Origin of the sequence: Ferrovibrio sp. (assembly GCF_025869515.1) — a bacterium.
Lineage (GTDB): Bacteria > Pseudomonadota > Alphaproteobacteria > Ferrovibrionales > Ferrovibrionaceae > Ferrovibrio.
The window spans coordinates 1-12781 of record NZ_JAOZVR010000031.1 but is presented as its reverse complement, the minus strand read 5'-3'; the positions used below and the strand labels follow the sequence as shown (position 1 = coordinate 12781).

Sequence of the window (12781 nt, the reverse complement as noted above, 5' to 3'; positions counted from 1 at the left end):
TGGCACCCAAAATCGCGACCCGAATGGCGTCCGTGGCCATGTCGACCTCCTGTTAAGATGGGCCTGAAAGACGGAAATGGGTATAACGCGCCAGCCGGCGCATTCAACTGCTAAATTGACACCCTAAACCCGGAATTGTCCCACTAAATCCGCCAATTCCTGGGCCTGCCGGGCCATTGCCGTGGCCGAAGCCGTGGTCTGTTCCACCAAGGCGCCGTTGCGCTGGGTCATCTCGTCCATATTGGCCACGGCGGTATTGACCTCTTCCAGTCCGACGGCCTGCTCGCGGCTGGCTGATGAAATCTCGCCAACAATATCCGCGACCTTTTTCACCGCCGTGACGATCTCGGTCAGGCTGGCGCCGGCCTGGTTCACCAGCGCCGCGCCGGTCTTGACCTGGGCATTGGAAGCCTGGATCAGCGTCTTGATCTCCTTGCTCGCATCGGCCGAGCGCTGCGCCAGCGCGCGCACCTCCTGCGCGACAACGGCAAAGCCCTTGCCTGCTTCGCCGGCACGCGCCGCCTCGACCGAAGCGTTCAGGGCGAGCAGATTGGTCTGGAAGGCGATCTCGTCGATCAGACCGACGATGTCGGAAATCTTCTGCGCGCTGCCCTCGATCTGGCTCACCGCCGTGACGGCATCCTGCACCACGCTGCCACCCTTCTCAGCCGTGCTGCGCGCGGTTGCCGCGAGGTTGTTGGCAGCCTCCGCATTGTCGGCATTCTGCTTCACCGTCGCCGTGATTTCATGCATCGAGGCGGCGGTTTCTTCCAGGCTGGCCGCCTGCTGCTCGGTGCGACCAGCCAGATCGTTGCTGCCGGTCGAAATCTCGGATGCAGCGTCGCGCACGGCAGACGCAGCGATCGTCACCTTGCCGACCGTCTCGGACAATTGCTGCGCCGTGCGGTTGGCATCCTGTTTCAGGCGATCGAACACGCCCTCATACTCAGCTTCGATTCGATGCGTGAAATCGCCCCGCGCCATCGCGGCCAGTGCATCGCCCAGATTGACGAAGACAGTATCCACCGTGCCGAGCAGGCCGTTCATGCGCTCGCCAAGCCGTCCCATCATGCCATCCAGTGTGCTGGTATCGATACGGGCAGTCAGGTCGCCGCCGGCGGCCGCGCCCACCACTTCGCCGACCGCGCGGTCGAGCAACTGCTCCTGCGCCTTGCGCTGTTCTTCCGCACTTTGGCGGTTGCGCTCAACTTCGATCTGCAATTGCTCGTTTTCCAGGCCGTTTTCCTTGAACACCTGGACGGCGCGCGCCATGGCGCCGATTTCATCGCTGCGTTCGCGGTCCGGCACTTCGGTTGCCCATTCGCGGTTGGCCAGGCGCCCCATCGCGCCAGTCAGCATGGCAAGCGGATCGGCAATACGCCGGCCGATATACAGCCAGCCGACCAGGAAAGCGGCACCAAGGCTGGCTGCCGCCACCAGGATCAGCGTGGTCATACCGACCATGCTGACATTCTTGGCTTCCTGCGTTGCATCGGCAACGCCGATATTGGCGTCTTCCACCACGCCCTGCGACAGCGCACCAAGACGCTTGGCTGCTTCACGGCTGGTCTTCAGCGTGGAGAGTGAATATTCCAGCGAGTCGAGTTCCTGCTCACGGAAACTGAGCAATCCCGTTCCGTCATCGCCGAAGGACAGCACTTCCTTGGTCGCCTTGATCAGTTCGGGATGCGGATTGATCTTTTCCACGACCGCAAGCGCTTTGGTGACACGCTCCGACGTGGTGGCAAAGCGTTTGGCGATCTCCATCAGCTCGGCGCGATTGGCAGCCTGCGCACCGACCGCAAGCTGGCCGACCGCATTGTTGACCTCACCGATCAGGGTCGCGGTAGCCTGCACCAGGGCAAGATCGTTATTGGCCATCCGGGTCAGCGACCGTTCGATGCGCGCCAGGTCGCCGCTGCGCGTCACGCTGGTCATGCTGCCATTGAGATCGACCACGGCGTCATCGATCAGCGGGTTGGCAAAACGCAGGAAGCCATCATGCGCCTTGGCCAGAGCCTGGGTTTCCTGGATGCGCTGTACGCTGGTCTGTATGCGCGCCCCGACGAGTTGCTCCAGCCGCGTGATATTGGCCAGCAGGCCGTTGGTTTCCTTCCCGATATTCTCCAGCTTTTCACCGGTCACCCGGGCGGCGACCAGGTCCAGGACCGACCGGATATCGGCCTCGCGCTCCTTGATGCCGGCAGCCGTGGTCTTGAGTTCGGCCTCGGTGGTCGCCGAAACCAGGTCGGGGGCGGCACCTGCCAGATCGGCAACCCGTTCGGCCAGCGCCAGCGCCGCCACCACGGACGCCACCCCGTCATCGGTCACGGTGGTAATGGCGTTATCGAGCCGGGACAGTGAAAACCATCCGGTTGCTGCCGAAATCAGGGCGAAAGACGCAATTGCTCCTACTGCAAGGTAAAGCCGCTGGCGGATTCCCCCCTGCCGCTGTGTCGCCACCGGCGCATCAACCATTCCGCTTTCCCCTTCCCGATTCTGCTCGGTCTGGATTGTTCTGGGTTTTTACGTTCGGGGCAATACTATGATTCTACAAAAGAAACTGACAAAACGCATACTAGCATTGCGAGTGTCAGGGCGTGGCGCGGCCGGCACCGGGATGCTAGGCTGACCGCCTTGAGGAAAACGCGCCCATGCTGGTCCTGATCGACAACTACGACAGTTTCACCTGGAACCTGGTTCACTATTTCGGCCAGGTCGGTGCCCCAGTGCAGGTCTTCCGCAACGACGAGACCACGCCGGAGGCGATTCTGGCCCTGAAACCCGCCGGGGTAGTGCTGTCGCCCGGCCCCTGCGACCCCGACCGGGCCGGCATCTGCCTCGCCATGATCGACAAGGCCGCCGAAACCCGCCTGCCCCTGTTCGGCGTCTGCCTGGGCCATCAAGCCATCGGCCAGGCCTTCGGCGGCAAGGTGGTGCGGGCGCCGCAGCCCCTGCATGGCAAGATGAGCCGCATTCACCATACCGGCGAAAGCGTCTTTACCGGCCTGCCGCAGGATTTCCTCGCCACCCGCTACCATTCGCTGACGGTGGACCCGGCGACCCTGCCCAACAGCCTGACGGTCACCGCCCGGTCCGAGGACGGCGTCATCATGGGGCTCGCCCATCGCGACCTCCCCATCCACGGCGTGCAATTCCACCCCGAAAGCATCGCCTCCGAGCACGGGCTTGCGATGCTGGCGAATTTTGTGCGCTATTGCGGCCTTCCTGTGAATGAGATTTCGGGGCGCGGACAGGCGGCATGAGTGCGGACGTAACGGAATTCAAGCGGCTGCTGGGGCTGGTCGCCGGCGGAGCACGGCTGGGTATCGAGGATGCCCGCACGGCCTTCGACGTGATGATGTCTGGCAATGCCACACCATCCCAGATGGGCGCCTTCCTGATGGCCCTGCGCGTGCGCGGCGAAAGCGTCGACGAGATCACCGGTGGCGCCATGACCATGCGTGCCAAGGTTAACGGCGTGAAAGCTCCGCCCGGCGCCATCGATATCGTTGGCACCGGCGGCGATGTGAAGGGTACCTGGAATGTCTCGACCTGCTCGGCCTTCGTGCTGGCGGGCTGCGGCGTGCCGGTGGCCAAGCATGGCAACCGGGCGGTGTCGTCCAAGACCGGCGCCGCCGATGTGCTGACCGCACTCGGCGTCAACATCGACTGCGACTTCCGCCTGATCGAAAAGGCGATTGCCGAGGCCGGTGTCGGCTTCCTGATGGCGCCGCGGCATCACGGCGCCATGCGCCATGTCGGGCCGACCCGCGTCGAACTCGGCACCCGCACGATCTTCAACCTGCTCGGTCCCCTCAGCAACCCGGCGCTGGTGAAGCGCCAGTTGATCGGCGTGTTCGATCGCCAGTGGGTGCAGCCCCTGGCCGAGGTGATGGGCAAGCTGGGCGCCGAGAAGGTCTGGGTCGTGCATGGCTCCGATGGCCTTGACGAGATCACCACCACCGGACCGACTTACGTCTCTGAAATGGATAGCGGCAAGCTGCGTCATTTCGAGATTGCGCCCGAGGATGCCGGCCTGCCGAAAGCAAAGCTTGAGGACTTGAAGGGCGACGAGCCGACCGCCAATGCGGTGGCACTGCGCGGCGTGCTGAACGGTGCGCCCGGAGCGTTCCGCGACATCGTGCTGTTCAACGCCGCAGCTGCCCTGCTGATCGCCGGCAAGGCCAGGGACCTGCGCGATGGCGCGGCCCAGGCGGCGCAGTCGATCGACAGCGGCAAGGCCGGCGCCGCGCTGACCCGCCTGATCGAGATTACCCACGAGCCGCCGCCACCGGCGCCGGAAGAAGAAAAGCCCGTGAAAAAGAAAGCGTCATGAGCGACGTTCTTGCCAGGATCAACGCCGACAAACGGGCCCATATCGCCCGCTGCAAGGCGGCTGTGCCCGTTGCAGCACTGGAGCAGCAGGCGCGCGCCACGCCCGCACCGCGCGGCTTTATCCGCGCCCTGGAAAACACCGTGGCCGCCGGTCGCTATGGTCTGATCGCCGAGATCAAGAAGGCTTCTCCCTCGAAGGGCCTGATCCGCGCCGATTTCGATCCACCGACGCTGGCCCGCGCCTATGCCGCCGGCGGCGCTACCTGCCTCTCGGTGCTGACCGACGAGCCCTACTTCCAGGGCCATGACGACTATCTGCGCCAGGTGCGCGCCGCCGTCACGCTGCCGATCATCCGCAAGGACTTCATGCTCGATCCCTATCAGGTGATCGAGGCCCGCGCGCTGGGCGCCGACTGCATCCTGCTGATCATGGCCTCGCTCAGCGATACGCAGGCCGCCGAACTGGAAGCCGCTGCCGGCGAATACGGCCTCGATGTGCTGGTGGAAGTGCATGACGGTGCGGAACTCGACCGTGCGCTGAAGCTGAAAAGCCGCCTGCTTGGGGTCAACAACCGCAACCTCAAGACCCTGGCGGTCGATCTGGCCACCACCGAGGCGCTGGCCGCCCGCGTACCGTCCGGCAAGATGCTGGTGGCGGAATCCGGCCTCTATACCAAGGCCGATCTCGACCGCATGGCAAAATGCGGCGCGCGCTGCTTCCTGGTCGGCGAGAGCCTGATGCGCAAGCCGGATGTGGAAACCGCCACACGCCTGCTGCTGACCGGCAAGGAACTGGCCGCATGAGCGGCAACAAGCTCACCCATCTGAACGAGGCCGGCGAGGCGCATATGGTCGATGTCTCGGCCAAGGCCGAGACCGAGCGGGTGGCCAGGGCCGGCGCCCGCGTTCTGATGCAGAAGGCAACGCTCGATCTCATTCTCTCCGGTCAGGCGGCCAAGGGCGATGTGCTGGCCACCGCCCGCATCGCCGGCATCATGGCGGCAAAGAAGACATCCGACCTGATACCGCTCTGCCATCCGCTGGCGCTCAGCCAAGTGACGGTGGAACTGACACCCGACACCACCGCCAATGCCATCGACATTGTCGCGACCTGCAAGCTGAAGGGCCGCACCGGCGTCGAGATGGAGGCGCTGACCGCCGCCAGCGTCGCCGCGCTGACGATCTACGACATGACCAAGGCGGTCGACCGTGGCATGCGGATCACCGATATCAGGTTGCTGCATAAATCCGGCGGCAAATCGGGCGACTTCGACGCGCCATGATTCCAGTTCGGGAGGCCCGCAGCCGCATTGTCACCGCCCTGCCGCTGATGCCGGCGGAAACCGTGGCGGTCAGCGCCGCCGCCGGACGCGTGCTGGCCGAGGCTGCCGTCGCCCGCCGCACCCAGCCGCCCTTCGATGTCAGTGCCATGGATGGCTGGGCCTGTCGCCAGGCCGATCTCGGCAGCATCCCGGCAAAACTGAAGCCCGTCGGCCATGCCGCCGCCGGCGGTCGCCATGAGGGCGCCGTGGGTCCGGGGCAGTGCGTGCGAATCTTCACCGGTGCGCCGCTGCCCGATGGCACTGACGCCATCGTGATCCAGGAAGACGCCGATCTCACCGGCGATGTACTGACGGTGCGCGAGACATCGAAGCCGGGCCAGTGGATCCGCAAGGCCGGGCTGGATTTCGCCGAAGGCCAGGTACTGCTGCCGGCCGGCCGGCTGCTCGGTCCTGCCGATGTCGCACTGGCGGCGGCGATGAACCTGCCCTGGCTGCAGGTGCGCCGCAAACCGCGCCTTGCCGTGCTGGCCACCGGCGACGAACTGGCACGTCCCGGCGAACCGATCGGCCCGAACCAGATCGTCAGCTCCAACAATATCGGCCTGGCCGCCCTGATCGAGGCCAACGGCGGCAACGCCATCGACCTGGGCATCGCCCGCGACACCGAGGCCGACCTGCGCGCCAAGGCGGCTGCCGCCGCTGGCTGCGACCTGCTGCTGACGCTGGGCGGTGCCAGCGTCGGCGAACATGACCTGATCCACAAAATCCTCGGCGGTGGCGGAGCCGGCATCGACTTCTGGAACATCGCCATGCGGCCGGGCAAGCCGCTGATGTTCGGCAAGGCTGATCTCGGCAAGACGGCCTCCATCCCCCTGCTCGGCCTGCCCGGCAATCCGGTTTCGGCCCTGGTCTGCGGCCACAATTTCGTCGTGCCGGCGTTGCGCGCCATGCTGGGCCTGGACTGGGAAATCCGTTTTGAAATGGCCATTACCGGCGACAAACTAAACGAAAATGACAGGCGCGAAGACTACCTGCGCGCCACCCTCGACCGGCAGGATGACGGGCAACTGGTCGCCACCGCCTTCGGCCGGCAGGACAGTTCCATGCTGCGTCGTCTGAGCGATGCCGACTGCCTGATCGTGCGGCCGCCGCACGCCCCGGCGCTGGCGGCGGGCGCCGCCGTGCCGATCCTGCGGCTGCGCTGAAGCCATGCGCGTCACCCTGCTCGGCACCGGCTGCCCCCAAGTCTCGACCGATCGCTACGGTCCGGCCAATCTGCTGCGCTGGGGCGACCGGCAGTTCCTGATCGACTGCGGCTCGGGCGTCACCCAGCGCCTGCTCGGCGCCAGCTCTGCCGGGAAACTGATCGATGCCGTACTGCTGACCCATCTGCATTCCGACCACATCATCGACCTGTTCCAGCTGATCATCTCCAGCTGGCATCAGGGCCGCGACCGGCCGCAGCGCATCTACGGCCCGGTCGGCACCCGGCAGTATCTGAAGGGCCTGATGGCCCTGTGGCAGCCGGAACTGGCCCAGCGCATCGCCCATGAGAAGCGGCCGTCCACCATCGCCCTGGACCTGGACATCACCGAAGTCGAGCCCGGCGCCATCATCCATGACGGCGATCTGACCGTGATCGCGGTGCCGGTACGCCACCAGCCGGTGAAAGCCGCTTTCGGTTATGTGTTCACCGATGGCCGGCGCAAAGTGGCCTTCAGCGGCGATACCGCCTTCTGCCCGGAACTGATCCAGGCTGCCAAGGACGCCGATGCCCTGGTGCATGAATGCTTCATCCATCGCGAGATGCTGGCATTACCCGGCCGCTCGCCGGAAACATTGGCTAACGTCGCCAGCTATCACACGCTTTCGACGGAAGTCGGGAAAGTCGCCAATCAGGCCCATGTCGGCTGCCTGATCCTGAATCATTTCGTGCCGGTGATCTTCGACCGCACCGCCCTGCTGGCCGATATCCGCGCCGATTATGCCGGCCCGGTGCTGATCGGCGAAGACCTGATGGATTTCGATACCGCCACCCGCACGATCAGCCATGCAGGCGGCGTCATCGCTCTGCCGCAGAGCTGATGCCAGCGCCTGCCGTCCGAGTCGCGAGGCCCAAGGATCTCGATGCCCTGGTCGATCTGGAAAACCGCTGCTTCCGCGGCGACCGCATGTCGCGCCGCAGTTATGCCGCGGCTTTGCACAATCCGCGGGCAATCCTGCTGGTGAGCGGCACGCTCAACCAGTTGCAGGCCGCTGCTGCCGTATTTTTCCGCGCCGATAGCCCTGCCGCCCGCCTGTATACGATTGCCGTCGCCCCCCAGGCCCGCGGTCTGGGGCTGGGTGCGGCAATGCTGGCTGCCTGCGAGAAAACCGCCCGGAAACGCGGCGCTGCCGCGCTGCGGCTTGAAGTGAGCGTCCGCAACAAATCGGCGCTCGCGCTCTACCGCAAAAGCGGCTATGGAATCAGAGAACGTATCGACCGATATTACCAGGATGGCTCGGATGCCTTGCGGCTGGAGAAGCCGCTGTCCTGAGCCGGGAGCCGCTTCCCGCCGCCATGCATGTCATCGTCGTTGAACGCAAGACGCACTTCCGTTACCGCAATCCGGGCTGTCTGGTTCTGAACAACCGCGAGTTCATCACGCGGCCGGATCTGGTGCAGGACAAGCGTGCCAAGATCATCAACCTGAGCAACGACTATTCCTATCTCGGCTACGGCTATTACTGCTCGCTGCTGGCGGAAGCGCGCAGCCAGAAGGTGATCCCCTCGGTCAAGACCATCCTCGATCTGCGCCAGCGCAGCATCTACAGCCATGCCCTGCCAGAACTGGACGAGCTGCTGCGCCAGCAGGTGAAGAAGCTGGTCATGCTGCCGACCGCGCCCTTCACAATCCATGTCTTCTTCGGCCGTACCGACGATCTGCGCTTTCCCGATCTGGCTCGCCGCATCTTCGACGAATTCCGCTGCCCGATGCTGAAGATCAGCATTTCTCCCGAAGACGGCTGGCATATCGCCTCGATCCGCCCGCTGGCGCTGAACGACCTGAAACCCGAACAGCAGGAATTCTTCGAGCACACACTGGAATCCTACACCCGCTCGAGCTGGCGTACGCCCAAGGCCAAGCCGGCGGCGAAATACAGCCTGGCGATCCTGCACAACCCGGCCGATGCCCTGCCGCCATCCGACCGCCGCACCCTGCAGAAATTCGTGCGGATCGGCGAGCAGATGGGCGTCGAGGTCGAGTTGATCGAGAAGAAGGATTATGCCGAACTGGCGGAATACGACGCCCTGTTCATTCGCGAAACCACCGCCCTGGACCATCACACCTATCGTTTTGCCAAGAAGGCGGAAAACGAGGGCATGGCGGTGATCGACGACCCCACCTCGATCCTGCGCTGCACCAACAAGGTGTATCTGGCCGAACTGCTGAAGGCGAACAAGATCCCGACGCCGAAAACCGTGGTGCTCGACAATCGCGGTATTGAGGCGATCGATCAGGAAATCCCGTATCCGATCATCCTGAAGATTCCGGATGGCTCGTTCTCGCGCGGCATCGTCAAGGCTGAGAACCGCGAACAACTGGTGGAAGCCGCCGCCCGCCTGTTGCGTGAATCCGATGTGATCCTGGCGCAGGAGTATCTCTACACCGATTTCGACTGGCGCATCGGCATCCTGCGCGGACAGCCGATCTATGCCTGTCAGTATTTCATGTCGCGCGGCCACTGGCAGGTGGTGAAGCATGGCGACGGCGGCCGTTTCACCGAGGGCGGCTTCCGCACTCTGCCGATCGAATCCGCCCCGCAGGAAGTCGTGGATATCGCGCTCAAGGCCGCCGGCCTGATCGGCAACGGATTTTACGGCGTCGACCTGAAGCAGACCGCCAAAGGCGTGGTGGTGATCGAAGTGAACGACAACCCTTCGATCAACCAGGGTGAAGAGGATGGCATCCTCAAGGATGACCTTTACCGTCGCATCATCCAGGAATTCATCCGGCGGCTGGAAGAGCGGCCGGGCAGCGGCGAGGTAGCAGCGGCCGGCTTGCAGGCCGTGACACAGGGCTATGCATTCGCCCAGAATAACGGCGCTGCCCCCTCACCGGCCCAGATCGCCGCCCAGGTAGCCGCCAAAGTGGCCAGCGAAATTTCTGCTAAGGTTGCGGCCGAAGTTTCCAGCCAGGTCATTGCCGCGGTGTTAGGCAATGCACGACCGCATGCAATACAGAGCGAGGATCCGCAGGAGGATCCACTGCTGCCATTGTCGTTTCCCCGGAAATAAAGCCGCGTGCGCTGCAAAAAATCCGATTGTTCGACATTTCTTGTTGGGCAAATGAGGTTTTATTAGTATGACCGTCAAACAATTAAATAACAAAACCGGAGGAAACCCATGAAACGACAGATTAGCCTGATGGCAGGGGTTGTGATGCTTGGTGCCGGCAGCCTCCTGGGGACTGGCGGTGCATTGGCGGCCGATATCACCCTGAAGGCGTCCCATCAGTTCCCGGGCGGCAAGGGCGATGTGCGCGACGAGATGGTGCAGATGATCGCTCGCGACGCTGCCAAGGCCAATGTCGGCCTGGACATCAAGGTGTATCCCGGCGCCAGCCTGGTGAAGGCCACCGAGCAATGGAATGCCATGATCAAGGGGCAGATCGACATCACGTCTTTCCCGCTCGATTACGCTTCCGGACAGCACCCGCAATTCGGCGCCACTCTGATGCCTGGCCTGGTCAAAAACCACGACCATGCCAAACGCATCAATGATTCGCCCTTCATGCAGGACATCAAGAAGATCATCAATGACGCCGGTGTGGTTGTTCTGGCCGATGCCTGGCTGGCCGGTGCCTTCGGCTCGAAAAAGAACTGTATCCTCGAACCCGGCGATGCCAAAGGTCTGAAGGTGCGTTCGGCCGGCGCCACTTTTGCCGAAATGTGGGCTGGTGCCGGAGCATCGATCGTCTCGATCCCGTCCAACGAAGTCTACAATGCGCTGCAGACTGGCGTTGCCGAAGCAACCGACACCTCTTCGGGCAGTTTCGTTTCGTTCCGCCTCTATGAACAGGTTGCCTGTCTGACCGCACCCGGCGACAACGCCCTGTGGTTCATGTATGAGCCGGTTCTGATGTCCAAGCGCAGCTTCGACAAGCTCACCGACGCCCAGAAGAAAGTCATTATGGATGCGTCGAAAAAAGCGGAGAATTACTTCGCTGCAGAGTCGAAGAAAATGGATGATGAACTTGTCACCGCCTTCAAGAAAGCCAACGTCAAGGTCGTGACCATGACGGAAGCACAGGCGGCCAAATGGCGCGATGTCGCCAACAGCAGCTCGTATCGTACCTTTTCCGAAAAGGTGCCGAACGGTAAGGCACTGATCGTCAAAGCTCTGCAGGTTCGCTGAGTCAGACCAGCATGGATCGCTTCGTATCATTGGTACGATGGCTGTCGCGGATCAGCGGGGTGTTTGCCATCCTGCTGATCCTGCTCAGCATCATCATCGTGTGCCAGATGATTTTTCAGCGCGCGGTGCTTGGTCAATCAACGATCTGGCAGACCGAATTCGTTATCTTTGCCCTGATCGCAGCGACCTTTATCGGCGCTCCCTACATCTTGCTGACCCGGGGACACGTCAATGTCGATCTGATTCCGCTGCTGGCAAGCCAGCGCGCTCGGGTTGTCCTGGCCCTCGTCGCATCGGGTCTGGCTCTTACATTTTGCGCTGCATTGTTCTGGAGTTCGATCTTCTGGTGGCACGAGACCTATGCAACGGACCGGCTGACCAGTTCGATGTGGCGTGCCCGCCTGTGGATTCCGTATCTGTCGGTGCCCGTTGGTACCGGCCTGCTTTGTCTGCAGTATATTGCTGATATTTGGGCCGTTGCGACCGGGCGCGACATGCCATTCGGCCTCAAGCCAGAGGATCGCCTGTGAACGAACTTCATCTCGGCGCGCTGATTTGCGTCGTCGCTCTGGCTGTGCTTGCCACGGGTATCCCGATTGCCTTCGGTCTTGGCATCGTTTCCCTGTTTTTCCTGATCCTGCTGGAAGGCTGGGGCAGCCTGAATTTTATCGCCGAAACGATCTTCGGCGGCCTCGATGATTTTACACTCGTGTCAATTCCGATGTTCGTCATCATGGGGGCGGCCGTTGCGTCGTCGCGTGCCGGCGCGGACCTCTATGAAGTTCTGAACCGCTGGCTCAACCGTGTGCCGGGTTCGCTGGTCATCTCCAATATCGGCGCCTGCGCGCTGTTTGCGGCCCTGACCGGCTCTTCGCCCGCAACCTGCGCCGCCATTGGCAAAATGGGCATCCCGGAGATGCGCAAGCGCGGCTATTCCGCAGATCTGGCAACCGGCGCCATCGCCGCAGGCGGCACCCTGGGCATCCTGATCCCGCCCAGCGTGACGATGATCCTGTACGGCATCGCCTCGGAAACCTCGATCGGCAGGCTTTTCCTGGCCGGCGTTTTGCCCGGCATCCTGCTCACGACCCTGTTCATGGCATGGGCATTGTTCATCAGCTGGAAGCGCGGCGAAAAACTGGCCGATTTCGGCCGCCGCTATTCCTTTGCCGAAAAAATTGAACTGCTGCCGCGAGTCGTCCCACTCATCCTGGTTATCGTCGGCGTTGTGTATGCCCTGTATGGCGGCATTGCCACGCCGTCGGAAGCGGCTGGCGTCGGGGCCATGCTGTGCCTGCTGATGGTGATTGTCATCTACCGGGTATGGAACCTGCACAGTCTGTTCGAAATTCTGCGGGATGGCATGCGCGAATCCGGCATGCTGCTCATGATCATCGGCGCATCGATCCTGTTCAGCTATATGATGTCGAGCCTGTTCGTAACCCAGTCCATCGCGCAGTGGATTGCCGGTCTCGATGTCAATCGCTGGATATTGATGCTGTTTATCAATATCCTGCTGCTCGTCGCCGGTTGTTTTCTCCCACCCGCGGCGATCATTCTGATGACTACGCCGATTCTGGCTCCGATCATTGCCAATGCAGGTTTCGATCCGATCTGGTTCGGCGTCATCCTGACCATCAACATGGAGCTCGGCCTGATCACGCCGCCGGTGGGATTGAATCTTTTCGTCATCAACGGAATTGCTCCGGATGTACGTCTGCCGACCATCCTCAAGGGAGCAATACCGTTCATGCTCTGCATG

Annotated in this window: 12 protein-coding genes; 11 read left to right on the top strand and 1 reads right to left on the bottom strand. The window is 62.7% G+C overall.

What is annotated here, in order from left to right; genetic code table 11:
- Positions 1-123: 123 nt before the first annotated feature.
- On the bottom strand, positions 124-2478 hold the full coding sequence (locus OJJ21_RS04745) for a methyl-accepting chemotaxis protein (protein WP_297683660.1): 2355 nt from the start codon (positions 2476-2478) through the stop codon (positions 124-126).
- Between the two features lie 176 nt (positions 2479-2654).
- Here OJJ21_RS04745 and OJJ21_RS04740 point away from each other — a divergent pair, with 176 nt between their 5' ends.
- The 11 genes from OJJ21_RS04740 to OJJ21_RS04690 form a co-directional block, all read left to right on the top strand.
- Entirely contained in the window at positions 2655-3266 is a 612-nt protein-coding gene (locus OJJ21_RS04740) for an aminodeoxychorismate/anthranilate synthase component II (RefSeq protein ID WP_297683658.1), read from the top strand.
- A complete protein-coding gene (gene trpD, locus OJJ21_RS04735) occupies positions 3263-4339 on the top strand; it encodes an anthranilate phosphoribosyltransferase (RefSeq protein WP_297683656.1) in 1077 nt (358 codons plus the stop codon). Before OJJ21_RS04740 ends, trpD begins: the two co-directional genes overlap by 4 nt.
- Complete coding sequence (gene trpC, locus OJJ21_RS04730) at positions 4336-5142, top strand: indole-3-glycerol phosphate synthase TrpC (protein WP_297683654.1); 807 nt, start codon at positions 4336-4338, stop codon at positions 5140-5142. Before trpD ends, trpC begins: the two co-directional genes overlap by 4 nt.
- A complete protein-coding gene (gene moaC, locus OJJ21_RS04725; protein ID WP_297683652.1) occupies positions 5139-5621 on the top strand; it encodes a cyclic pyranopterin monophosphate synthase MoaC in 483 nt (160 codons plus the stop codon). The genes trpC and moaC overlap by 4 nt, the downstream gene beginning before the upstream one ends.
- Positions 5618-6826 (top strand): gephyrin-like molybdotransferase Glp, encoded by a 1209-nt coding sequence (gene glp / locus OJJ21_RS04720; protein ID WP_297683650.1) that lies wholly within the window; start codon positions 5618-5620, stop codon positions 6824-6826. Before moaC ends, glp begins: the two co-directional genes overlap by 4 nt.
- A 4-nt stretch (positions 6827-6830) precedes the next feature.
- On the top strand, positions 6831-7706 hold the full coding sequence (locus OJJ21_RS04715; RefSeq protein WP_297683648.1) for an MBL fold metallo-hydrolase: 876 nt from the start codon (positions 6831-6833) through the stop codon (positions 7704-7706).
- On the top strand, positions 7706-8158 hold the full coding sequence (locus tag OJJ21_RS04710) for an N-acetyltransferase (protein WP_297683646.1): 453 nt from the start codon (positions 7706-7708) through the stop codon (positions 8156-8158). The genes OJJ21_RS04715 and OJJ21_RS04710 overlap by 1 nt, the downstream gene beginning before the upstream one ends.
- Before the next feature lie 23 nt (positions 8159-8181).
- Entirely contained in the window at positions 8182-9900 is a 1719-nt protein-coding gene (locus tag OJJ21_RS04705; RefSeq protein WP_297683645.1) for a RimK-like ATPgrasp N-terminal domain-containing protein, read from the top strand.
- A 108-nt stretch (positions 9901-10008) separates the two neighbouring features.
- Positions 10009-11019, top strand: a complete 1011-nt coding sequence (dctP, locus tag OJJ21_RS04700; RefSeq protein ID WP_297683643.1) for a TRAP transporter substrate-binding protein DctP — start codon at positions 10009-10011, stop codon at positions 11017-11019.
- Positions 11020-11030: 11 nt separating this feature from the next.
- Positions 11031-11549 (top strand): TRAP transporter small permease, encoded by a 519-nt coding sequence (locus OJJ21_RS04695; RefSeq protein WP_297683641.1) that lies wholly within the window; start codon positions 11031-11033, stop codon positions 11547-11549.
- Positions 11489-12781, top strand: a 1293-nt coding sequence (locus OJJ21_RS04690) for a TRAP transporter large permease (protein ID WP_297683639.1), incomplete at its 3' end; no start/stop codon positions are given. The genes OJJ21_RS04695 and OJJ21_RS04690, both read left to right, overlap by 61 nt.

Excerpts from the sequence above, each read along its gene's own strand:
- OJJ21_RS04745 (WP_297683660.1), bottom strand. The coding sequence starts at position 2,478 with ATGGTTGATGCGCCGGTGGCGACACAGCGGCAGGGGGGAATCCGCCAG.
- OJJ21_RS04740 (WP_297683658.1), top strand. The coding sequence starts at position 2,655 with ATGCTGGTCCTGATCGACAACTACGACAGTTTCACCTGGAACCTGGTT.
- trpD (WP_297683656.1), top strand. The coding sequence starts at position 3,263 with ATGAGTGCGGACGTAACGGAATTCAAGCGGCTGCTGGGGCTGGTCGCC.
- trpC (WP_297683654.1), top strand. The coding sequence starts at position 4,336 with ATGAGCGACGTTCTTGCCAGGATCAACGCCGACAAACGGGCCCATATC.
- moaC (WP_297683652.1), top strand. The coding sequence starts at position 5,139 with ATGAGCGGCAACAAGCTCACCCATCTGAACGAGGCCGGCGAGGCGCAT.
- glp (WP_297683650.1), top strand. The coding sequence starts at position 5,618 with ATGATTCCAGTTCGGGAGGCCCGCAGCCGCATTGTCACCGCCCTGCCG.
- OJJ21_RS04715 (WP_297683648.1), top strand. The coding sequence starts at position 6,831 with ATGCGCGTCACCCTGCTCGGCACCGGCTGCCCCCAAGTCTCGACCGAT.
- OJJ21_RS04710 (WP_297683646.1), top strand. The coding sequence starts at position 7,706 with ATGCCAGCGCCTGCCGTCCGAGTCGCGAGGCCCAAGGATCTCGATGCC.
- OJJ21_RS04705 (WP_297683645.1), top strand. The coding sequence starts at position 8,182 with ATGCATGTCATCGTCGTTGAACGCAAGACGCACTTCCGTTACCGCAAT.
- dctP (WP_297683643.1), top strand. The coding sequence starts at position 10,009 with ATGAAACGACAGATTAGCCTGATGGCAGGGGTTGTGATGCTTGGTGCC.
- OJJ21_RS04695 (WP_297683641.1), top strand. The coding sequence starts at position 11,031 with ATGGATCGCTTCGTATCATTGGTACGATGGCTGTCGCGGATCAGCGGG.